A 22,913-nucleotide genomic window follows, 5' to 3' on the forward strand; every position below is an offset into this window, starting at 1 on the left:
GGCTCCATGTCCCCCCTGTGAGACGAACTTCTTTTTTTCGTAAAGAGGTCATCGAATACTTCTAAGAGAAGCATCATGCCTTCCACGTAGAAGAAAAGAAGTGAGTCTGAGCTGTTTCTCTTCGTAACACGACGTGAGCAACGTCGAAGAAATAACACCACGGACAATCATCCCCGTAGAAGAAAAATAGCGAGCCAGGACGTTGCCAGGCAGGGCACGCTCCGCATAGAAATTGGAGAGAAGGTAATACAAATACACGTACTGGCAGAAGAGCGCTAGGAGGAACAGCATGATTCTCTAATGAGCGATGGTTACATCATGAGTAGCTTCTTGAAAGACCTCCTTACCCGAACGAATAAACTGCAAAAATCAGTTCAGACAGAAAAAAAGCCAATTTGGATTGAATGTGTCCAAGTTTGGCCAGCAAATCCCTCATTTCCGACAGAAAAACAACCAACTTGGACAGAAAGTCACAATGGGCTAACGATTGACCTAAATATAACAATGAATAACTCCTCTAATAGCACATTAAAACGATAAAAAAGCCGCTTAAACAGCGGCAGATAATAAACTGATACATAAAAAGATAAAACTTCATTAGTTTGCATTACGAGGAGGTTTATTAGTGGGGTAAATTGCTTTTTTTAATTCCTCTTGTGCGATGACATTATTGACTGTATCGCTGCTTGGCTTGCCTTTTTGACTGTACCCTTTTTCGCGCTTTTGGCTCATCCTTATCCCCCCATTTCAAATAGATTCCTTGTTAAGATGAGTTATTATAGCGATCCTTATTCATATCTGAACGCAAAACTGTAAACAAGGATAACCCCATAAACATCGAATAAAAACATTAACAATAAATATTAGTTAGGATAGGCACAAAATCACAAAGAAAAGAATAGATTAAAAGAAAAGAGATGTATGAAGTTTAGTTGTATAGCCGATACTGATGTCAGGGGTGATGGATAATGCCGAAGACGAAAACAATGAAAGTGCGGCTAGGGGATTGTTGTATGGTATGTAAGAAGAGAAAAGCAGAAGGATTACAGGTTTTAAACACATTTATGTGTGAATCGTGTGAAGAAGAACTAGTTCAGCTAAATGAACAAGACGATAAGTATGAAACATATGTTAAACAAATGAGGAATTTATCTACTAATTTTATAGGATAAGAGAGCAAGCCTTGATGAAAGGCTTGTTTTTTATTTTGTTTAAGATCATATTCAAAGAACCAACATAAGTTTTTACATCACACATAACCTTCCAGGACCCAGGATACTAGGCGTTTTCTTAACAACGAGAAAAAAGTACAGTATCATAATAAGAAAGAGTGTTTATAGGATAGGAGATTTATGACGTTGACTCGTAATCATATTCCATTAATTAAAGCTATACAGAATCATAAGAAGACAAATCCGGTATCCTTCCATGTTCCTGGTCATAAAAATGGATTATTTTTTCACAATTCGCTGCTTGAGGATTTTCAAGAGGTGCTTACATATGATGTGACTGAATTGGTTGGGTTGGATGACTTACATGCACCAAGTGGGGCTATTCGCAAAGCACAAGAAGAGGCAGCTCGTTTTTATGGGGCAAAAGAAACGTTTTTCCTTGTTGGAGGATCGACCGTGGGGAACTTAGCGATGGTTTACGGAGCATTCCAACGGGGAGACCAAGTGTTTGTTCAGCGTAATAGTCACAAATCAGTTTTTCATGCGGTACAAATTGCAGGTTTGCATCCAATATTGTTAACTCCAGAGTTTGATACTATCTCAGGTCATCCTATCGGAATATCTGTAGCAGCATTATCTGAAGCCATACGGCAGTATCCTGATGCCAAGGGGGTTATTTTAACCTATCCAAACTATTTTGGAGTTAGTATAGATTTACAAGAAACCATTTCAGCAGCAAAACAGAGCGACCTTCTTGTTTTAGTAGACGAAGCACATGCAGCACACTATTGTTTAGGAGAGCCTTTTCCTGTGTCGACATTACAACAGGGAGCCGATGTCGTTGTTCAATCAGCACATAAAATGCTGCCAGCATTAACGATGAGCTCGTTTTTACATTTAAATGATAAACGTTCTGACTCTCTTAGGCATAAGATAAAGGAAGCACTGTCTATGTTTCAATCAAGCAGTCCTTCTTATTTACTTATGGCGTCATTGGATGGAGCAAGGGCTTATGCGGAAAGTATGACAAAATCAGAAATTGCTACGATTTTAGCAGGAGTTGATGCATTAAAAAAAGAACTATCTAGCATAAAGCAAATCAAGGTTGTCAATTGGAATGACAACTATCATTGTGATCCATTAAAAGTTACAATAAAGACAACAACCAATTTAACAGGATTTAAGCTTCAAGATATCTTTATAGAAAACAATCTTTATCCTGAGCTTGCTGATGAGAAGCATGTACTGCTTGTTTTTGGTTTAGGGAACATAAAAATCCCTAATGGGTTGCTTCAATCTATTCAGCAAACATTAAACCCTTATGAAGTTAACGAGGAAACTCGTACGCCCCCTTTTCTCAATGTAAGAATGGGAGCACAAAAACTAGAGCTACATTCAGATGCCATACAAAAGGCAGAGAAGAAACGAGTACCTTTTGAAAAAGCTGTTGGTCTTATTGCAGCTGAGGCCATTGTTCCTTATCCTCCCGGTATTCCATTCGTGTTACCTGGTGAGCGTATAACGGAACAAACGATTGAGGGCATCCTGAGTTTATTAGATGCAGGGGCAGTGTTTCAAGTTGAGCAGGAATTAAAAGATGTTTTGGTAGTTGATGTGGAGGATGACAATGAGTAAAGGTTTTTTTGTAACAGTAGAAGGTGGAGAAGGGGCAGGTAAGACAACTGTCTTAGATCAAATAGAAACAGAATTAATTCAAAGGGGTTACGAAGTCGTTCGCACTCGTGAACCAGGAGGCATTCGGATTGCTGAAAGAATTAGAACGGTCATTTTAGATGTTACACATACAGAAATGGATAGTCGAACGGAAGCACTACTTTATGCAGCAGCTAGAAGGCAGCATCTCGTTGAAAAAGTGATCCCTGCTCTAAAAGAAGGAAAAATTGTCCTTTGCGATAGGTTTCTTGATAGTAGTCTTGCTTATCAAGGATACGCTAGAGGGATTGGGTTTGATGAAGTAAAAGCGATCAATGAATTCGCAATTGAAGGTTATTTGCCTGATTTAACCCTGTTTTTTGATGTTGACCCGCAAATTGGCTTAACTCGTATTCAAAGCGATAAAGATCGGGAGGTAAATCGACTCGATCAAGAAAAGCTTGAGTTTCATGAGCGTGTCAGAAATGGATATCAAAAAGTGATGGACGTCTACCCCGAAAGGATCAAGGTTATCGATGCGAATCAAGACGTTCGGGCCGTTTATAAAGATGCAATGACAGAGATCAATCAATTTGTAGGTCGCTAACTTTATTAATAAAGGAGCTGTCGAAAATGAAACTAATTATGGCTGTTATTCAAGATAAAGATAGTAATAGATTGTCTGATGCGTTAGTTAAAGCCGATTATCGTGCAACAAAGCTTGCTAGTACAGGGGGCTTTCTAAAAGCAGGGAACACAACTTTTCTCATTGGGACAGAAGATGAGAACATAGAAGACGTCATGTCGATCATAAAAGAAAATTGTAAAAGTCGAGATCAACTTGTAGCACCTATTTCTCCAATGGGCGGAAATGCTGATTCGTATGTACCTTACCCGGTTGAAGTGCAAGTAGGTGGAGCGACCGTGTTTGTTTTACCGGTTGAGCAATTTGAGCAATTTTAAAGGTGTTGAACTAGATGGAAACGTGGAATCAGTTAAAAGAAATTCAACCAAGAATTACCGATTTACTTATGAAAACATTACAAAAGAACCGTCTTGCTCATGCCTACCTTTTTGAAGGAAGCAAAGGAACCGGTAAGCGTGCAGTAGCTCTTCATTTAGCGAAGAGCTTCTTTTGTGAAAATAGAGAAGCAGAAAATCCTTGTTTACAGTGTTCAAATTGTAGAAGAATTGAGCACGGCAATCATCCAGATGTGCATAGAATCGAACCAGATGGCCTATCTATTAAAAAGCATCAAGTTGAGCATTTGCAAAAGGAATTTTCATACCGTGGTGTTGAATCAGCTAAGAAAGTGTATATTGTAGAGCATGCCGATTTAATGACGGTTGGAGCAGCTAATAGTATATTAAAATTTTTAGAGGAACCTGCAACTGAGACATTAGCCATTCTTCTAACGGAACAAGGGAGTAAAGTGCTACCTACGATTCATTCACGTAGCCAACATTTGACCTTTGCTCCACTTTCAAGAGAGGTTTTTTTGGACAAGCTCGTACAGAATGGAAATTCTAGCACAATTTCCAGTTTATTGGCTAGTTTAACAACAAGTTATCACGAAGCAGAACAGCTATTAGAAGCGGATTGGATTGCACAAGCACGAACCGTAGTGATACAATTGATGGAGGAGCTTCATACGAGACCGGCTCAAGTACTTTTCACATTACAAGAAAAGTGGTTACCGTTGTTTAAAGAAAAATCACAGTTAGATATGGGATTAGATATGATTCTTTTATGGCTACGGGATCTGATGTTTACAAAGGTCGGAAAAGTTGACTCTTTAAGTTATATTGATCAAATTGATCTATTACAACAGCAAGCGCTATCTAGTTCGCAGGATACAATTAGTCAAAAGATGTCTGCGGTTCTTCATGCAAAAAGGCAGCTTGTTGCTAATGTTAATCCTCAACTTATGATGGAGAAGCTGTTGCTTAATATACAGGAGGGATAGAAGATTGCATCAAGTTGTAGGTGTGCGCTTTAAAAAGGCCGGCAAAATCTATTATTTCTCCCCTGGTTCATTTCAGCTGGAGAAGGGAGAAACAGTTATCGTTGAAACGTCTAGAGGCGTTGAGTTTGGCCGAGTTGTTATTGGAACAAAAACGGTTGACGAAAACGATGTTGTTCTTCCATTAAAGCAAGTCATCCGTATTGCGACTGAGAAAGATAAGTTAGTCGTTCAGGAAAATGTCGAACAAGCTAAGAAAGCGTTCGAAGTGTGTACGGAGAAAATCATTGAACATAAGCTAGATATGAAGCTAGTAGATGTTGAATATACATTCGACCGGAACAAAGTATTATTTTATTTTACTGCCGATGGTCGGATTGATTTTAGAGAGTTAGTAAAAGATTTAGCAGCGGTGTTCCGTACGAGAATCGAACTTCGTCAAATTGGCGTACGGGATGAAGCAAAAATGTTAGGTGGGATTGGTCCATGTGGCCGAGTTCTTTGCTGCTCATCCTTTTTAGGTGATTTTGAACCGGTTTCCATTAAAATGGCCAAAGACCAAAGTCTATCACTAAACCCGGCTAAAATTTCAGGTTTGTGTGGTAGGTTAATGTGTTGTCTCAAGTATGAGAATGATATGTATGAGTCAGCAAAGCAAGAATTACCTGATGTTGGGAAGCGAGTCAGAACACCTGAAGGAAAAGGAAAAGTGATTGGCTTAAACTTGTTAGAAAAAGTCATTCAAGTCGAATTAGTTGAAGGTGAGCGAATAGTCGAGTTTACAATGGACGAACTAATGAGCAAAGAAAGCGTGCCGACTGAAGCCACAGAATAATGAGGTGGGAGCATCGTGGACAAAAAAGCCATTTTTACACAGGTGAGCCAACTAGAAGAACGGCTAGGTGAATTGCATCATGAGTTGCGAGGATTGAAGGAACAGTTGGCCTACTTAATTGAAGAGAATCATTACCTTCATATCGAAAATGAAAATCTGAGAGATCGCCTTGAAGCGCAGGAAGAGGCGCAAGAGGAAGGAAAGAACGATAAGCCGACAAAAAAACCTTTTGTAGGAGAAGGGTATGATAACTTAGCAAGGCTCTATCAGGAAGGGTTTCATGTTTGCAATACGCATTATGGAAGTATTCGTTCAGATGGAGATGACTGCTTGTTCTGTTTATCCTTTTTACATCAAAAGTAAAAAGCCTACACATGAAATCAAATAGAAAATTTTTAGGGGGCAGATCTTGCGTTATATCGTTAGGTCTGCTTTTTTAGCCTATATATAAAGGAGTGCACAAAAAAAGCGTGAAATTATTTGAAGGAGAACGATTAGACTATATAGCGGGAACGGATTTAGAGATATTGCAAAGTCCACACGTTTTCTCGTTTTCAATCGATGCCATTTTGCTAGGACGATTTGTCCATGTACCAATTCAAAAAGGAAATATCCTGGATTTATGTACAGGGAATGGGGTCATCCCTCTTTTACTTACAACTCGGTCGAAAGCAACCATCATTGGAGTAGAAATCCAGAACAAATTAGTGGAGATGGCCAAACGAACCATTGAATTAAATAAATTACATAATCAGATTCAAGTAGTTGAGTCCGATCTAAATGAAATCCCAGTTGAGGTGAAAAGAGGATTCTTTGATGTTGTGACGTGTAATCCTCCTTATTTTGAAACCATAACGGAAAATGAAAAAAATCGCAATGAACACTTTGCCATAGCGAGACACGAAATCTATTGTACATTAGAAGATGTGATTCGAGTTAGTAGCCAGCATGTAAAGCAAAAAGGGAAAGTCGCACTCGTGCATAGACCTGAAAGATTGACCGACATCATCGAGCTTATGCGTCATTATCGTATTGAACCAAAACGAATTCAAATGATTCATCCAAAAGCAAACAAAGAGGCAAATATGGTCCTTGTTGAAGGAATCAAAGATGGCAAAGCAGGCGTGACTTGTTTGCCACCAATCGTCGTTTATAATGAACAGGGAACATATACAGAACAATTTAGCTCAATTTATGAAGCAAAATGAACAAGGAAGGGATTATCATGAATCAACAAACGAGTTACAGTGACAGTGAAGAAGGAAAGCTTTATCTAATTCCGACACCAATAGGAAATCTTGAAGACATGACCTTTCGTGCGGTGCGAATGTTAAAAGAAGTGGATGTTGTTGCAGCAGAAGACACAAGGCAAACGAGAAAATTATGTAATCACTTTGATATAGAAACAACCCTTGTCAGCTATCACGAGCATAATAAGAAAAAAGCTGGGGAGTCATTGATTGATCTGCTGAAGGCTGGAAAACAAGTAGCCCTTGTTAGTGACGCGGGAATGCCGGCCATTTCGGACCCGGGTCAAGATCTTGTCCAAGAGGCGTTAAATGAAGGGATCAAAGTGATCTCTTTACCAGGAGCGAATGCCGCATTAACAAGCTTAGTCGCTTCAGGATTATCTACGGACCGTTTCGAATTTATTGGATTTCTTCCACGACAAAACAAGCAACGACTGACGATGCTTGAACAATTAAAAGGCAACAACGCGACCTTAATTTTTTATGAATCCCCTCATCGCTTAAAAGAAGCAATAGAAGCGATGTACAAAATACTTGGTAACCGACATATTAGCATTAGCCGTGAACTTACGAAGAAGTTTGAAGAATACCAAAGAGGAACGCTAGAAGAAGCGATTACGTGGTGTGAAACAGGGACGATTAAAGGAGAATTTTGCCTAGTTGTTGAAGGAAGCAGTGGCGAAGAAGAAGAGGATAACTGGTGGGAAGCCTTAACAATTGTTCAGCACGTCAACCACTACATAGAACTAGGCATGCCATCAAAAGAAGCCATCAAACAAACCGCCCGCGAACGAAACATACAAAAAAGAATCGTTTATGGAGAATACCATAGCTAGACCGAAAAGGGCGCCCTTCCCTTTTCGGTCTAGCGAAGCGATGAGCGGAGCCGCCGTAATCTTTTAAGCCTAAAGGAGTGGGCTTCTCCTTTAGGCGCACGGCGAGAGGAGCCATCGCCAACTATGTTTTGTATCATCTAAACTAAACCAAAAAACAAAAAGAGTGGCTTCACCAAGAACATACCAACAATCATAACAATTGTGGTAGAACGAGGAGTAGCCACCCTTTTTAATATAGAATTAAGCTTGTGTAGAACGTGTTACGTACTCTTGAAGCTCTTTAATGATCTCTTGTGCACCTTGTGGGCTTAGAATGATTTTGCCGTTAGCAATAGAAAGATTCTCATCAGAAACTTCGCCTGTAACTTGGCAAGTCATATTTGGTTTGTATTTTTTCAAGATAATACGATCATTATCGACATAAATTTCAAGCGCATCTTTTTCAGCGATGTCTAAAGTACGACGTAGCTCGATTGGGATAACTACACGGCCTAATTCATCAACCTTACGAACGATTCCAGTAGATTTCATTGTATATGTCTCCTCTCAGACTATAAAGCAATTTATTTTTGGCGTCATTATTCGACAATTTTCTATCTGTATTTAGAGTACCAGTGTTTCCAAATCAAGTCAATTACTTTTTTGTGTTAATTTCATATTTAACATTTCTATCATAAAGTGAAAAACGTTGATAAAATAGTACTTATAGAGTGAGGTGTATATACAACAAATGTTAGAGATGAACCAAGATCTAGTTGAAAAATTAAAAAATATGAATGAAAATTTGCTATCTATTTACCAAAAAACGCCTACTGATAATTCGATAATTCGACAAAAACTTCAATTATCCAACGCTGAAATTCGACATATTCCTCGTTTTTCGACAAAAGTTTTGTCGGAATGGTTGAATGGAAAAGAAGTTGCAGCTGTAGATGGTTCTGTTAACCAAACAAAAGGCGAGACACCTCATATCCTTTACTTGTTTCAAGCGTTGGCAAAAACAACAAATGGGTTTTCGTGTCAGGCATCTGACATTTACTCACCATTGCTGCATCGAAAAGAAGTAGATGATGAAAGCACTCCAGCCAATGACCGTTCGCATTTGTTAGCCAAATTAGAATTAGAAGTTGCAATCGAGTTACTAGAAAAAAGACCATTAGCGATATTGCTAATGGACGGTGCTTTGTATCATTACCGAATCGATGCTCCGGACCAATGGGACATCCTTCGTAAAAAGGCAATAGAGAAGGATGTCTTGTTAGTTGGTGTTTCTGAAGAAATTACAACGGAAAATTTAGTGAAATTGGAGCCGTTCCAACCATTTGAGAAACAGCCGCATACCTATGATCGTGACTTGTTATTTGGGGTACTTCAGCAGGAGGAAATGGTTTTTGTAGAGAAGATTCAAAGTAAGGCTGGATTGCAATCGGTCTGGATGAGACTAACATCAGATCCTGCTATTACAGGCTTTGATGTGTTGGAGGAACAAGCTGCTTTTAAAGAAGAGATTGCAAGTCTTTTGCTCACTCTTACTCCACGTGATGGGCGTGGAATTCCACTCTGGCTCGATCATATTGACCGTGAAATAAGAGTGACAGACAAACTTGTCGAAGCACTTGTCGAACAGTATATAGATCCTGAGATCAGAAAAAAATTCTTTGAGAAAAAACGAGGTTCAAGGCCATATTGAGTTTTCAAGATAAGAAAAAAGGAGGATGAGAAAGGTGCAAATAGTAGGTGTAACAACGCAGCATGAAGTGTATGTTGCCTCAAAAACGCATAAATTTCGAATGAATGAGATGCTTGTCATTGAAGACGCTTCGCTTTATCAGCCAAAAGGAGAAGTAGTCGAAACGTTTTCATATAATCGTTATATTCCCATGGGATTTGATAAAGGTATTGCTGATGATCAAGTCTTAAAAACACTTGAACACATAGGCTATGATATTGGAGCAGATGATATTCACTTAGCAAAGGTTCGGTTATTTGAAGAGGCCATTCAGCCGATTCAAACAGGAGCTAGTGTTCGTCACCCGCATTTTGATGAAATATCTGATTTACTAGTAAAAACAGCTCCAGAGGAAGGTCTTGTTTTAGGTGAAGTAAAATCAACTGATTTTATCGATTCGACACTGCCTGAATCGTTAAAAGGCCTGTTACATATTCATGATCATAACGGGTTACGTGAGCAAAACGGTGTTCCTTTTGTTTTTGATATTAGAGCGATGCAGCAATATCCGCACATCGGGGTTTTTGGTGGTTCTGGTTCAGGAAAGTCATTTGGGCTTAGGGTTATGCTCGAGGAGTTAATGAAGTTACAGATTCCTACTCTGGTCTTTGATCCTCACTTTGAGATGAATTTTGCAACGGAAGCGTTAGATACAAAAGGCACGATTTCCTATCGTGAGCGTTATACGGTTGTTCAAATTGGACAAGATGTTGGTGTTGATTTTTCAGCACTTTCAACAAGAGATGTAGAACGACTGTTATCTGCAGCAGGATCGTTAACTGAATCGATGGTGAATGTCATTCAATCGGTTCATAAACGAAAAGATAGTTATCAATCGTTTAGTGACCGAATTGCTAATTTAGCGGAGGCGTTAGAGCTAGGGAAGCATAAAATTGAAGGAATGCTAAACGACGGGGGAATGACGAGAGATGAGTTAACTCGATTTTCAACATTCCGGAAATTGCTCGATCAATATGGAAGCCTCCCACTAGCTTCAGTTAAAGGAATTTCATGGCGTGTGAATCGCCTTTATCAAGCTGGTTTGTTCCAGCAAAATATCCGAGCGATTGAGCAAGGTATTCATACTGGAAAGCTTGTTGTGGTTCAAGGGGCCGTATGGCTGTTACAAGTATTTTCTAGTTATGTTATTGGCGCATTGTATGGGAAGCGAAGGTCGTTTCGTGATGCGAAGCTCCAACAAAAGCAAGGGGAGTTTTTCCCACCATTTGTTGTTGTTACGGATGAAGCGCATAATTTTGCACCAAAGGGCTATGATGCACCGGCCAAATCAGTCTTAAAGGAAATCGCTCAAGAAGGGCGGAAGTATGGGGTCTTTCTCATCTTTGCTACGCAGCGTCCAACCTTGCTTGATGAGACGATTACCGCTCAGTTAAACTCTAAGTTTGTGTTCAGGACAGTACGTGGAACAGATATCCAAACCATTAAAGAAGAAACAGATTTAACGCATGATGAAGGAAAACGGCTCCCTTATTTACGATCGGGTGATGTGTTTGTTTCATCAGCCATTATGGGCCGGACTATGGCGATACGAATTCGTATGGCGCACTCTGCTAGCCCGCATACACTAAATCCATTTGATGAATTGAAAAAAATGAAAGAGCAAGACTCTGAACAATTGCTAAAGGCCCTTGATTCTTATTTCCCTTTAGCTGAAATGAATATTATGACTCACTTAACAAAACTAAATCAAGACGCAAAAAAGAACTGGGATGTGCAAACATGGAAGCAGCAATTAGATCGTCTTAGCAGTGAAGGTGTGATTAAAAAAGAGAAGACGCCGTTTGCCACAATGTATACACGCTCTTGACGAGATACAGTGAATTAGGTATATTTTGGTTAGAATTTTGACATGATACATAGTATGATAAAACATGTCTAAATAATGGCTTTTGATATAGGATGTCCAATGAAGGGATGAGTACAAGTAGTGATCTATAGGTAGCATGGCTATGTAGAGAGCCGGGGGAGCTGGAAACCGGTATAGATTCTAGTTGGAAGATGGTCCTGGGAGGAGCTTACTTTCGAGTGTTATGTACATAAGGGAGTAACGTAGCTGGCGTTAACAGAGGAAGTCTAAGGACTTCATGAGCCTTTTTATTGTGAAATAAGAAGGGAATTTTGGGTGGTACCACGTGAGATGCTCTCGTCCCGATCGGATGAGGGCTTTTTGTATTGTTTTTTAAAATGAGGAGGAAAAATTGTGACTGATCAAAAAAAGACTTTTTATTTAACGACTCCAATTTATTACCCGAGTGATAAGCTTCATATTGGTCATGCTTATACAACGGTAGCGGGCGATGCGATGGCACGTTATAAGCGTCTTCGTGGCTATGATGTCCGGTTTTTAACTGGGACGGATGAGCATGGACAGAAGATTGAAACCAAAGCAGCGGAAAAAGGGCAGACACCTCAAGAATTTACCGATCAAATTGTTGCTGGAATTCAAGACCTGTGGAAAAAGTTAGATGTGTCCTATGACGATTTTATTCGTACGACCGAGGAGCGCCACAAAAAGGTTGTTGCCCAAATTTTTGAGCGTTTACTTGAAAAGGGTGACATTTATTTAGACGAGTATGAAGGCTGGTATTCAATCCCTGATGAAACGTTTTATACAGAACGCCAGCTAGTGGACCCTGTGAAAAATGAAAACGGAGAAATCATTGGTGGAAAGAGCCCAGACAGTGGTCATCCTGTTGAAAAAGTACGTGAGCAATCGTATTTCTTTAAGATGAGTAACTATGCGGATCGCCTCTTGAAGTTCTATGAAGAGAATCCGACTTTTATTCAACCAGAATCTCGTAAAAATGAAATGATCAATAATTTTATTAAGCCGGGATTAGAAGATTTAGCTGTATCTCGTACATCGTTTAAATGGGGCGTACAAGTTCCTAGTAATCCGAAGCACGTCGTCTATGTATGGATTGACGCTTTATCAAATTATATCACAGCTCTTGGCTACGGCAGTGAAGATGAAGAGTTGTATAATAAATATTGGCCTGCTGATGTTCACTTAGTAGGGAAAGAAATTGTTCGTTTCCATACGATTTATTGGCCGATCATGTTAATGGCTCTTGATTTACCACTTCCGAAAAAAGTATTTGGTCATGGGTGGCTGTTAATGAAAGACGGTAAAATGTCCAAATCAAAAGGAAATGTCGTGGATCCAGTTCCACTTATTGATCGTTATGGTCTTGATGCTCTTCGTTATTATTTGCTGCGTGAAGTACCTTTTGGCTCAGATGGAGTCTTCACACCAGAAGGATTTGTTGAGCGTGTGAACTATGATCTAGCGAATGATTTAGGGAACTTGTTAAATCGAACGGTTGCGATGATTAACAAATACTTTGGCGGTGCTATTCCGACTTATGTTAAGGATGCTACACCATTTGATGCACCTCTTGTCGAGCTAGTAGAAGCAACGGTTGAAAAAGTAGAAAATGCTATGGAGGAAATGGAGTTTTCGGTCGCTCTAACTGCCATTTGGCAGTTAATTAGTCGCACTAATAAATACATTGATGAGACACAACCTTGGGTTCTGGCGAAAGATGAAGCAAAGAAAGAGGAGTTAGGGTCTGTTATGTATCATCTTGCAGAGTCGCTTCGTCAAGTATCAATAATGATTCAGCCATTTATGACAGAAACACCGAAACGAATCTGGAACCAGCTCGGTCTTTCTAGTGAAGTAACCGCTTGGTCTACGCTTGAGACGTTTGCCCAAATTCCTAGTGGGACAACCGTTGAAAAAGGAGACCCAATCTTCCCTCGTCTAGACATGGAAGACGAGGTGGCTCACATCGTTGAAATGATGGGTGGTGCTTCAAAGAAGACTGAGGAGGAAGTGCCTGAAGTAGACGAAAATGAGATTACAATTGATGATTTCACAAAGGTAGAATTACGTGTGGCACAAGTGCTAGAGGCAGAACCTGTCAAAGGGGCAGATCGATTGTTGAAAATTCAACTAGATCTTGGCTATGAAAAACGCCAAGTGGTTTCTGGAATTGCTAAATACTATTCACCAGATGACTTGGTTGGCAAGAAAGTTATTTGTGTAACAAACTTAAAACCGGTTAAACTACGTGGAGAACTATCTCAAGGAATGATCTTAGCCGGTTCAAAAGGCAAGAAACTACAACTTGCAACGATAGATGGAGATTTACCAAACGGAGCACAGGTAAAGTAAGCAATTGAGGGGAGAGGGCATCGCAACTCTCCTCTTAACTATTATCTTGAAAGGACGTACAGACAAAATGTTATTTGATACACATGTTCACTTAAATGCAGATCAATTTGAAGAAGATCTTGATGATGTTATTACGCGGGCAAAGGAAGCCGGTGTTGAGTACATGGTTGTTGTCGGATTTGACGAATTAACGATCAACCGTGCACTAGGTTTAGTTGAAAAGTACGAATTTTTATATGCGGCTGTTGGGTGGCATCCAGTCGATGCAATTGATATGACAGATGAGCACCTACATTGGTTAGAAGAGCTAAGTTCACATCCGAAAGTTGTGGCGCTTGGTGAAATGGGTTTGGATTATCATTGGGATAAATCACCAAAGGATGTTCAAAAGGACGTATTTCGTAAGCAAATTCGTTTAGCGAAAAAAGTTCAATTGCCCATTATTATTCATAATCGTGAGGCAGATCAAGACATTGTTGATATTCTGAAGGAAGAAAAAGCAAGCGAAGTCGGTGGGATTATGCACTGTTTTGGTGGAAGCGTAGAAATTGCTAAGGAATGTTTGGCCATGAACTTTCATATATCTCTTGGGGGTCCTGTTACATTCAAAAATGCAAAACGTCCTAAGCAAGTTGCAAAAGAAATACCGATGGATCGACTACTGATTGAAACGGACTGTCCATATTTAGCACCGCACCCATTTCGTGGTAAAAGAAATGAACCTGCCTATGTGAAACTAGTAGCAGAAGAAATTGCCGAGCTAAAAGAGATAGAATTTGAACAGTTAGCGAAGCAAACTACGGCTAATGCGAAAGAAATTTTTGGCATTTCTTGATAGCAAAAATTCACTAATTTTGCCGAGGCTTGTCTAAATATAGCTTCATTCGAAATAGTTCTACAAACTTAGGTGGATGCATAGAGTGGACGTGTCGATAAGTTTTTGTTTCTTTTGCTCGCGTTTTCATAGATAATAAGGACAATGCGGCGAATAACAAAAATAGTGAGTTGACAAAAGGAGGTACAGTGTTTATAATTCGGACGTTGAGAAGGAGGAATTCATTGAGATGGAAACAAACAGGAGCCAACTCCTTCCTGCTGTAAGTTTTAGGAAAAAGTTGGTCATCTCCGTTATCAGTCTCATACTCTTTGGAGGCGTGATTACTTACGCTGTATACGAGGCGACAAAGGCAACAGTAACAATCTCTATTGATGGAGAAGAGGTTACAGTGCAGACACATGCATCTACCGTTGCTGAACTGATGAAGGAGCAAGAATGGGAAGTCCAAGAACATGATTTTATAGATCCAGGATTGGATAAAGAGATTAAAGGGAATTTAACCGTTACATGGGACCAAGCAAAACAAGTCTTTGTAACAATCCAAGGTCACGAGGAACCAGTATGGACGACTGCAGATGATGTGGAGCAACTCATACAAGAATTAGATATTGATTTCAAAGAAGAACACGATTTACTTACGCCAGCATTAAACGAAGAAATTACTGACAGAATGAATCTAATCTATGAATCTGCGTTTCAAGTTGAGCTTACTAGTGACGGCGAGCACCATGAATTATGGACAACTTCGACGACTGTCGCTGACTTTTTAGAGAGAGAAAGTGTTACCTTAGGTGAGCTTGATCGTGTTGAGCCAGAATTGGATACAAGGCTTGACCGTGAATCAGAAATTCAAGTAATACGTGTAGAAAAAGTCACCGATGTGGTGGAAGAGTCTGTCGCTTTTGGAACAGTCACGAGAAAAGATAATTCGATAAGATCAGGAAAAGAAGAGGTTGTTCAAGCAGGTGAAGAAGGAACTGTTAATAAGCACTATGAAGTTGTGCTTGAAGATGGTGAAGAAATCTCCAGAGAGCTTGTAAAAACCGAAACAGTAAAAGAAAGCAAAGACCGTATTGTTGCTGTTGGAACTCAACCTGCACCCACTGTCTCACGTGGATCGAGCTCAAGTAGCTCAAGTGGGTCGGCGCCTAGTGGTGGACGGACGTTAACCGTTACGGCTACAGCCTATACAGCTGGATGCAGTGGATGTAGTGGAGTGACAGCAACAGGAATTAATTTAAATAATAATCGTAATATGAAAGTCATTGCCGTTGATCCTAGCGTCATTCCTCTAGGCACTCGTGTCCATGTTGAAGGCTACGGGAATGCAGTAGCTGGTGATACAGGTGGTGCAATTAGAGGGAACAAAATCGATGTTCACGTACCAACGAAAAACGAAGCATTTCGATGGGGAACAAGAACAGTGAAAGTTACCATTTTAGATTAATTGTCAGCCTAACACAGAGTGGTCATCCACTCTGTTTTTCTTATGTCTACGTAATGAGTAAAGCTACAGTGCGTACCCATTATCTTCACCTTGCAAACTACATAATGATATTAATTCAACCAATTTCCGGCTAAAATAGGACTAGCCTAATTGATAGGGGTATACTATGAAAATAAAAGAAGTAATTGTTGTAGAAGGAAAGGACGATACCGTAGCTATTAAAAGAGCTGTTGATGCAGATACGATTGAAACAAATGGCTCAGCCATTAACGAAAGTACACTTGCTCAAATCGCTCTAGCGCAAGAAAGACGAGGAGTAATTGTGTTAACCGACCCAGATTATCCGGGGGAGAGGATTCGCCGAATTATTAGTGATCGGATTCCAGATTGTTTGCACGCTTTTTTACCGAAAAAAGAGGCGATATCTAAAAACCAAGATGATCTTGGTGTGGAAAACGCCAAACCAGAAGCCATACGCCAAGCATTGGTTCATGCAAAGCAAGAGGAAGCTAAAAGCCAAGAACGGTTCGACGTCATTGATTGGCAAGATTTACACGCTGCCGGTTTAATTGCTGGAAGCCATTCAAAACGAAGAAGAGAACGAATAGGTGAGATATTGCACATTGGTTATGCCAATGGCAAGCAGCTGCATAAACGCCTACAAAAGTTTAGAATTACCGAAAATGAATTCAAAGAAGCAATTGAGCGTGTGTTTGAGGAGGAGCAAAACGAATGATAAAAGATATAGCAACACCAGCACGTACAAAGGAAATATTGAATAAGTTTGGATTTAGTTTTAAAAAGAGTTTAGGGCAAAATTTCTTGATTGATACCAATGTATTAAGGAATATTGTCGATGCGGCCAATATTAGCGAGTCAACAGGTGTCATTGAAGTCGGTCCAGGGATCGGCGCATTAACAGAACAATTAGCCAAACGTGCAAAAAAAGTAGTTTCCTTTGAAATCGACCAGCGGCTTTTACCTGTCCTTGATGAAACGCTTGCCCCTTATGATAATGTATCAATCATTCACTCAGATGTTTTAAAAGCAGATATTCATCAAACGATAAAGGAACAATTCAAAGATACGAGCGACATTATGGTTGTAGCTAATTTGCCTTACTATGTTACAACTCCAATTTTGATGAAGCTTTTAGAAGAACACCTCCCTATCCGAGGAATTGTTGTTATGATTCAAGCAGAGGTGGCTGATCGAATTGCAGCAAAACCAGGAACAAAAGAATACGGAGCCTTATCTATTGCTGCACAATATTTTGCTGAGGCCGAGCGTGTTCTGACAGTTCCAGCAACCGTGTTCGTACCTCAGCCAAGAGTAGATTCAGCTGTCTTGCGTTTGACGGTTCGCGATGAACCAGCAGTTTCAGTTTCAGATGAGTCTTATTTCTTTCAAGTATTTCATGCAAGTTTTGCAAATAGGAGAAAGACGATCCTTAATAATTTAGTGCATAATCTAGGCCCGAAGGAAAGAAAGACAGACATTGAAGAGGCCCTACATGAAGCTGGTATTGATCCTAAGCGTAGAGGGGAAACGCTATCACCTGAAGAGTTTGCCATATTGAGTGAAGCTCTTCTGAAAAGATTCCCGAGAACTTAGCACACATGCCCGCCTCCCCACATATTTTAAGTGGAGAGGAGGCGTGACAATGAAGCTGAATAAAGGGGATATCGTCGCTCGCCTTTCGTATCAGTGTGATTTGTTGTTTAGGGTAGTAGAAGTTTTTTCCGACTACGTAGAGCTTGCTGGAGAGGATATGCGTCTACTTGCCGATGCCCCGATAGATGATGTTGTCATCGTTTCAGAAGAAGATCGGACTGCACATGCTAAAAAGGCGAGAGAACTTGAGGAACATTCCTATCGACTTTTCAGGCAAGATGCCAAATTGATGAAACAACGAGGAGATTACCAAGTCACATCAGGGTACAAGAGCGAAACTGCGTATTTTGAATTACGAGGGCGTGTCCTTCACATTGACGGTGATGGTTTATACCTTCGTAAATGTACAGAGTTATATAATAAATTAGGTGTACCTCTTTATGGAGTCCACCTTCCTGAGAAGGAAATGCCCGAACAGATCGGTTCGTTACTTGAAATGGTAAAGCCCGATATTGTTGTTGTTACCGGTCATGATGCCTATTTGAAAGCAAAAGGGGATGAACGCGATGTGCGTTCGTACCGTAATACAAAGTATTTTGCAGAGTGTGTAAGGATTGCTCGGAAACATTCGTGGCACCGCGATGATTTAATTGTCTTTGCGGGCGCTTGTCAGTCTCATTTTGAAACGTTAATAAAAGCGGGTGCTAATTTTGCTAGCTCTCCTGAACGTGTAAACATTCATGCTCTTGATCCAGTGTATATTGCTTCAAGAGTAAGTTTGACGTCGTTTATGGACCGGATAAGTCTATCTGATGTATTACGTAATACCATTAGTGGCGAAAGTGGGCTAGGTGGTATCGAAACAAAGGGTGTCATGAGACGCGGCATGCCAATGAAATACGATTGATAAGAAGGCCCTTAGATCGGGACCCAAATCTGGGTAAGATCTAAGGGCTTTTTTGAGAAGGGCACTCTTTTTCATAGGTTTCTTTTTTCATATTTTGTTGTTTTTAGGGGCGTGTTCTTCTCATGTTCGTTCCATTGCGCTCCAGCCATTCGCACCCGCAAGGAGGTGCCGAGCCTCCTGCGCCTGTGGGGTCTCGTCCTTACCTCTGCACCCCGCAGGAGTCGAGTGACTTCCGCTCCATTCCACTAAGAGAAAAAACTTTCTTTACAGCAACAATCTTTATAAAACAGTCTTATTATAAAAAAAGGAGAGCGCCCGTTTGCGATGGCTCCACACGACGTGCGTCTTTTGAGGAGAGCGCTCAAAAAGACTTGAGAGATAACGTCGGCTCCGCACATCGCATAAGTTTTCACAAAAAAGAGAAGGGCACTCTTTATCATGCAGGAGAGCGCCCGTTTGCGATGGCTCCACACGACGTGCGCTTTTTGAGAAGATCGCTCAAAAAGACTTAAGAGATAACGTCGGCTCCGCACATCGCATAAGTTTTCACAAAAAAGAGAAGGGCACTCTTTTTTGTGAAAACTTACATAATTCTTTTGGTTCTTCACATACTAGGGGTGAATTGGTAGTGGCAAAATTTATTTTTTCGTCAAAATAGATTGACAAAATTCTTGTTCGCTTGATATAATTTTAAATTTATTTGACGAAAAATGTAGATTGTGCTATACTACACATACAGTGAGGTGGGGTGTCGTAATGGCAAAAACGTTAATAGACATTAAGCGTGCATTAGATGCTAATGTTGGTAAGAGAATTACAATCAAGGCAAATGGTGGTCGTCGGAAAACGTCGGAGCGTTCTGGTCTTCTTGAAGAAACATACCCTTCTGTGTTCATAGTGAAATTAGATGAACAACAAAATGCATTTGAACGCGTGTCTTACAGTTATGCTGATATTTTAACTGAAACAGTAGAACTTATGCTCTGTGAAGAGGGTATTGATTCAACGGTATTAAAAGCATAATTTTGGACTAGATATACGATATACAGACAAATATAACCCTCTGAAGGTGAATTCAGAGGGTTATATTTGTCTTGTTTCGAGTAGATACTAAGTATGTCGTGTATTATACGACATTTTTCTGACATTCAGAAAAGGAGTTGTTGTGACATGAGTAGGCGAAGAGGGATCATGTCTGGCCAATTTAAAGAAGAACTTGCAAAGGAACTTGGCTTTTATGATACAGTTCAAAAAGAAGGCTGGGGCGGTATACGTTCAAGGGACGCTGGAAATATGGTCAAAAGGGCAATTGAAATCGCCGAAGAGCAGCTTGTCCTTCAACAAAACGAACGAAAATAATTTTGCGAAGCCAGAGCGAAAGCCTGGCTTCTTTAACTATTGTCTCTACAAGTGGAATTTTCTAATTCCTTTTTGTTATGTAATAATATGACTATATTATAGAAAAACCGACAACAGGTGGTATGATGATTAGACAAATGATAAAATAACCTAAGCAAATGGATATAGAAGGTGACGTGTGTGAGATGTTCAGTGAAAGCACCAGCGAAAATTAATTTATCGCTTGATGCAATAAGAAAACGGGAAGATGGGTTTCATGAGGTTGAAATGATCATGACAATGGTCGACCTTGCTGATCGGATTGATCTAACAGATAGAGAAGATGGAGCGATCAAAGTTGATGTGTCAGAAGGATTTGTCCCTAATGATCACCGCAATTTAGCTTATCAAGCTGCTGACCTGTTAAAAAAACGTTATAACGTAAAAAAAGGTGTTTCGATTTATATTACAAAACGCATTCCGGTTGCCGCTGGTTTAGCTGGAGGAAGCAGTGATGCAGCAGCAACCTTAAAAGGCTTGAATCAATTATGGCAGTTAGGTTTGAGTTTAGATGAACTAGCTGTACTTGGAGCTGAAATAGGATCAGACGTCTCATTTTGTGTGTATGGAGGAACAGCCCTTGCGACGGGACGTGGAGAAATTATTCAACAAATTTCTTCCCCACCACCTTGTTGGGTAATTCTTGCTAAGCCCCCAATTGGAGTATCAACTGCAGAGGTATATAAGCGTTTGAATGTCCAGGAAATTGAACATGCCAATACAAAAGCGATGATTCAAGCCATTGAACAACAAAGCTTTGCTGGTATTTGTGAAAATTTACATAATGTTCTTGAGACGGTGACGTTGGACATGTATCCAGAAGTGCGAAATATAAAAGAACAAATGATCCGTTTTGGTGCAGATGGAGTATTAATGAGCGGAAGTGGACCTACTGTGTTTGGACTAGTGGAGCATGAATCAAGATTGCATCGTGTTTATAATGGACTTAGAGGATTTTGTCAAGATGTCTACGCTGTTAGGTTAATTCGTTCAACAGACACTTGATTAAAACCGAACGAACGTGATATATTAAATTAAAATATTCGGTTTTAAGTGGAGGTCTTATGAAAAAGCTTAAACGTAGTGGTCGTCTAGTTGATATGACCTATTTCTTACTGCAACATCCTCATGAGGTCATTTCGCTTACTCATTTTTCAGAACGTTATCAATCGGCTAAGTCATCGATCAGTGAAGATTTAGTGATTGTAAAAGAGATTTTTGAAGATGAAGGCTATGGCTCTCTTCTAACCATTTCGGGAGCAAGTGGTGGAGTAAAGTTCATCCCTCGTATTCATCCTGAACAAGCGGGAGAGTTTGTCAATGAGGTCATTGAGCAGCTTGCTGTACCTGAGCGGATCCTTCCGGGTGGGTATTTATACATGATGGACCTTCTTGGAAGTCCAAAGTTTATTCAGCGCTTAGGGCAAGTGTTTGCGTCTGTTTTAGCTAATAAAAAAATAGACGCCGTTTTAACTGTTGCAACAAAAGGGATTCCACTTGCGTATGCTGTAGGTCAGTATTTGAATGTTCCAGTTAGCATTGTTAGGCGTGACCACCTTGTTACAGAGGGTTCAATGGTTAGTATTAATTATGTTTCTGGATCATCGAAACGAATTCAAACGATGACGTTAGCACGTCGTAGTTTGGCACCGGGGTCTCGTGTATTTATTGTCGATGATTTCATGAAAGCTGGCGGAACGATAAGAGGAATGATGGATTTACTAGAAGAGTTTCAAGCGGAGTTAGTTGGAATAGGTGTATTAGTAGAAACCGTAGACGTTGAAGAACGCTTAGTTGATGAGTATATGTCTATTACAAAGCTCTCAAATGTGGATGTTCGAAACAAAACAATTACAGTAGAACCAGGTAGTGTGTTAGAGTTATTACAAAAGATGGAATTGGAGGAGAACAAATGAAAACGATTCATACAAATTTAGCACCAGGTGCCATTGGACCATATTCTCAAGGGGTCATTGTGAATAATATGTTTTATAGCTCAGGCCAGATTCCTCTAACAGCTGAAGGAGACTTGGTGCAAGGAACGGTGGAAGAACAAACGCATCAAGTATTTAAAAACCTTAACGCTGTTTTACAAGAAGCAGGAGCATCTCTTGAAACAGTTGTAAAAGCGACTGTATTTATTAAAAATATGGATGATTTCCCACGCATTAATGAAGTGTATGGAGAGTATTTTCACACTCATAAGCCGGCAAGATCATGTGTAGAGGTAGCTAGATTACCTAAAGATGTCCTTGTTGAAATTGAAGTAATAGCCTTAGTAAAGTAATGGAGTGGTTGCAGCCACTCTTTTCTTTTTTTGTTTTGTTATAAATAAAATATTTTAAATTTTATTATCTCAGAGTTTTAAAGAAACCAACTTATTGTAATCGCTTACGATTGGAAATGGCGGAAAATGGCCATTCTTGATAGTTGTCGAAAAAATCAATTAAAAAAATGAAAAAATTTTTGTCTAAAGAAGGAATTTCAGATTTTATAGAGAATTGTGTATGTAAGAATAAACAAATATTAGGTGGTGGCCAACAATGCAGGTAACAGATGTGAGATTGCGTCGAGTAAATACGGAAGGCCGTATGCGAGCAATAGCTTCGATAACAATTGACCATGAGTTTGTGGTACATGATATTCGCGTAATCGATGGTAATAACGGGTTATTTGTAGCAATGCCTAGCAAAAGAACTCCAGATGGCGAATTTCGTGACATCGCACACCCGATCTCTTCGCAAACGAGAGAGAAAATTCAAACAGCCGTTCTAACAGAGTATGACAAAGCAGGAGAATACGAAGAAATTGAATTTGAAGAAGCAGGAGCTTCATAGAACACGAAAAGAGCCCCAAGTGACAGGGCTCTTTTTTATGTAAAAATTAAAGAATAACTAAGTGCAAATGTAAAAGCAGGGAGAATTATGTAAATATGGATAACACATTCTTTTAAATTTTCCCGAAAGAAGTGACAAATTTGTTCTCATTGCTTCCTAAACCGATATTTCCTTGAAAAGACCACGGTTTTAAGATATATTCGTAATGGAAAACGCAACACCTGGAGGGGAA

General features: G+C 39.9%; 26 protein-coding genes. 24 read left to right on the forward strand and 2 right to left on the reverse strand.

The window, feature by feature from the left end; genetic code table 11:
* Positions 1 to 300 precede the first annotated feature (300 nt).
* Positions 301 to 540: a hypothetical protein gene (locus tag LQ50_RS22090; protein WP_034633660.1), complete on the forward strand. Its 240-nt coding sequence runs from the start codon at positions 301 to 303 to the stop codon at positions 538 to 540.
* 57 nt (positions 541 to 597) lie between these two features.
* Here LQ50_RS22090 and LQ50_RS26360 read toward each other — a convergent pair whose 3' ends face one another.
* The gene (locus LQ50_RS26360; RefSeq protein ID WP_272913742.1) at positions 598 to 732 is read right to left on the reverse strand and encodes a hypothetical protein; all 135 of its coding nucleotides are present in this window, start codon (positions 730 to 732) and stop codon (positions 598 to 600) included.
* A gap of 236 nt (positions 733 to 968) precedes the next feature.
* Between LQ50_RS26360 and LQ50_RS22095 the strand changes: the two genes are divergently transcribed.
* From LQ50_RS22095 to rsmI, 9 genes are all read left to right on the forward strand, one after another.
* A complete protein-coding gene (locus LQ50_RS22095; RefSeq protein WP_034633662.1) occupies positions 969 to 1,172 on the forward strand; it encodes a sigma factor G inhibitor Gin in 204 nt (67 codons plus the stop codon).
* A gap of 186 nt (positions 1,173 to 1,358) precedes the next feature.
* Positions 1,359 to 2,807: an aminotransferase class I/II-fold pyridoxal phosphate-dependent enzyme gene (locus LQ50_RS22100; RefSeq protein ID WP_052144914.1), complete on the forward strand. Its 1,449-nt coding sequence runs from the start codon at positions 1,359 to 1,361 to the stop codon at positions 2,805 to 2,807.
* Positions 2,800 to 3,432, forward strand: coding sequence for a dTMP kinase (gene tmk, locus LQ50_RS22105; protein ID WP_034633665.1), 633 nt, complete (start codon positions 2,800 to 2,802; stop codon positions 3,430 to 3,432). Before LQ50_RS22100 ends, tmk begins: the two co-directional genes overlap by 8 nt.
* A gap of 26 nt (positions 3,433 to 3,458) precedes the next feature.
* On the forward strand, positions 3,459 to 3,788 hold the full coding sequence (darA, locus tag LQ50_RS22110) for a cyclic di-AMP receptor DarA (protein WP_034633666.1): 330 nt from the start codon (positions 3,459 to 3,461) through the stop codon (positions 3,786 to 3,788).
* A 14-nt stretch (positions 3,789 to 3,802) separates the two neighbouring features.
* Positions 3,803 to 4,792, forward strand: a complete 990-nt coding sequence (gene holB / locus LQ50_RS22115) for a DNA polymerase III subunit delta' (RefSeq protein WP_034633667.1) — start codon at positions 3,803 to 3,805, stop codon at positions 4,790 to 4,792.
* Between the two features lie 4 nt (positions 4,793 to 4,796).
* A complete protein-coding gene (locus LQ50_RS22120; protein WP_034633668.1) occupies positions 4,797 to 5,624 on the forward strand; it encodes a PSP1 domain-containing protein in 828 nt (275 codons plus the stop codon).
* A 15-nt stretch (positions 5,625 to 5,639) separates the two neighbouring features.
* Complete coding sequence (yabA, locus tag LQ50_RS22125; protein WP_034633670.1) at positions 5,640 to 5,987, forward strand: DNA replication initiation control protein YabA; 348 nt, start codon at positions 5,640 to 5,642, stop codon at positions 5,985 to 5,987.
* Positions 5,988 to 6,094: 107 nt separating this feature from the next.
* A complete protein-coding gene (locus tag LQ50_RS22130) occupies positions 6,095 to 6,832 on the forward strand; it encodes a tRNA1(Val) (adenine(37)-N6)-methyltransferase (protein ID WP_034633671.1) in 738 nt (245 codons plus the stop codon).
* Between the two features lie 17 nt (positions 6,833 to 6,849).
* Positions 6,850 to 7,710: a 16S rRNA (cytidine(1402)-2'-O)-methyltransferase gene (rsmI, locus tag LQ50_RS22135; protein ID WP_034633673.1), complete on the forward strand. Its 861-nt coding sequence runs from the start codon at positions 6,850 to 6,852 to the stop codon at positions 7,708 to 7,710.
* 240 nt (positions 7,711 to 7,950) lie between these two features.
* On the opposite strand, the gene abrB is transcribed toward rsmI, so the two are convergent.
* Positions 7,951 to 8,241: a transition state genes transcriptional regulator AbrB gene (abrB, locus tag LQ50_RS22140; RefSeq protein ID WP_034633675.1), complete on the reverse strand. Its 291-nt coding sequence runs from the start codon at positions 8,239 to 8,241 to the stop codon at positions 7,951 to 7,953.
* Positions 8,242 to 8,440: 199 nt separating this feature from the next.
* On the opposite strand from abrB, the gene LQ50_RS22145 reads away from it, so the two are divergent.
* The 14 genes from LQ50_RS22145 to spoVG all read left to right on the forward strand — a co-directional run bounded on the left by LQ50_RS22145 (position 8,441) and on the right by spoVG (position 22,681).
* Positions 8,441 to 9,400: a DNA double-strand break repair nuclease NurA gene (locus LQ50_RS22145; RefSeq protein WP_034633676.1), complete on the forward strand. Its 960-nt coding sequence runs from the start codon at positions 8,441 to 8,443 to the stop codon at positions 9,398 to 9,400.
* A 34-nt stretch (positions 9,401 to 9,434) separates the two neighbouring features.
* Positions 9,435 to 11,267: an ATP-binding protein gene (locus LQ50_RS22150; RefSeq protein ID WP_034633679.1), complete on the forward strand. Its 1,833-nt coding sequence runs from the start codon at positions 9,435 to 9,437 to the stop codon at positions 11,265 to 11,267.
* A gap of 393 nt (positions 11,268 to 11,660) precedes the next feature.
* The gene (gene metG / locus LQ50_RS22155) at positions 11,661 to 13,640 is read left to right on the forward strand and encodes a methionine--tRNA ligase (RefSeq protein WP_034633681.1); all 1,980 of its coding nucleotides are present in this window, start codon (positions 11,661 to 11,663) and stop codon (positions 13,638 to 13,640) included.
* A 67-nt stretch (positions 13,641 to 13,707) separates the two neighbouring features.
* Complete coding sequence (locus LQ50_RS22160; protein WP_034633683.1) at positions 13,708 to 14,475, forward strand: TatD family hydrolase; 768 nt, start codon at positions 13,708 to 13,710, stop codon at positions 14,473 to 14,475.
* Between the two features lie 229 nt (positions 14,476 to 14,704).
* Entirely contained in the window at positions 14,705 to 15,925 is a 1,221-nt protein-coding gene (locus tag LQ50_RS22165) for a resuscitation-promoting factor (RefSeq protein ID WP_034633686.1), read from the forward strand.
* A gap of 166 nt (positions 15,926 to 16,091) precedes the next feature.
* Entirely contained in the window at positions 16,092 to 16,661 is a 570-nt protein-coding gene (gene rnmV, locus LQ50_RS22170; RefSeq protein ID WP_034633688.1) for a ribonuclease M5, read from the forward strand.
* Positions 16,658 to 17,539 (forward strand): 16S rRNA (adenine(1518)-N(6)/adenine(1519)-N(6))-dimethyltransferase RsmA, encoded by an 882-nt coding sequence (gene rsmA, locus LQ50_RS22175; protein WP_034633690.1) that lies wholly within the window; start codon positions 16,658 to 16,660, stop codon positions 17,537 to 17,539. The genes rnmV and rsmA overlap by 4 nt, the downstream gene beginning before the upstream one ends.
* A gap of 49 nt (positions 17,540 to 17,588) precedes the next feature.
* Complete coding sequence (yabG, locus tag LQ50_RS22180; protein ID WP_034633693.1) at positions 17,589 to 18,446, forward strand: sporulation peptidase YabG; 858 nt, start codon at positions 17,589 to 17,591, stop codon at positions 18,444 to 18,446.
* Between the two features lie 756 nt (positions 18,447 to 19,202).
* Entirely contained in the window at positions 19,203 to 19,469 is a 267-nt protein-coding gene (gene veg, locus LQ50_RS22190; protein ID WP_034633697.1) for a biofilm formation stimulator Veg, read from the forward strand.
* 147 nt (positions 19,470 to 19,616) lie between these two features.
* The gene (locus tag LQ50_RS22195; protein WP_034633700.1) at positions 19,617 to 19,805 is read left to right on the forward strand and encodes a small, acid-soluble spore protein, alpha/beta type; all 189 of its coding nucleotides are present in this window, start codon (positions 19,617 to 19,619) and stop codon (positions 19,803 to 19,805) included.
* Between the two features lie 180 nt (positions 19,806 to 19,985).
* A complete protein-coding gene (gene ispE, locus LQ50_RS22200) occupies positions 19,986 to 20,849 on the forward strand; it encodes a 4-(cytidine 5'-diphospho)-2-C-methyl-D-erythritol kinase (protein ID WP_034633701.1) in 864 nt (287 codons plus the stop codon).
* 59 nt (positions 20,850 to 20,908) lie between these two features.
* Positions 20,909 to 21,760, forward strand: a complete 852-nt coding sequence (purR, locus tag LQ50_RS22205) for a pur operon repressor (RefSeq protein ID WP_034633704.1) — start codon at positions 20,909 to 20,911, stop codon at positions 21,758 to 21,760.
* The gene (locus tag LQ50_RS22210; RefSeq protein ID WP_034633706.1) at positions 21,757 to 22,131 is read left to right on the forward strand and encodes a RidA family protein; all 375 of its coding nucleotides are present in this window, start codon (positions 21,757 to 21,759) and stop codon (positions 22,129 to 22,131) included. The genes purR and LQ50_RS22210 overlap by 4 nt, the downstream gene beginning before the upstream one ends.
* A 256-nt stretch (positions 22,132 to 22,387) precedes the next feature.
* Entirely contained in the window at positions 22,388 to 22,681 is a 294-nt protein-coding gene (spoVG, locus tag LQ50_RS22215; protein ID WP_034633708.1) for a septation regulator SpoVG, read from the forward strand.
* The last annotated feature ends 232 nt before the right edge of the window (positions 22,682 to 22,913 follow it).

It is taken from the genome of Halalkalibacter okhensis (assembly GCF_000787375.1).
GTDB classification, from domain to species: Bacteria; Bacillota; Bacilli; order Bacillales; family Bacillaceae_D; genus Halalkalibacter; species Halalkalibacter okhensis.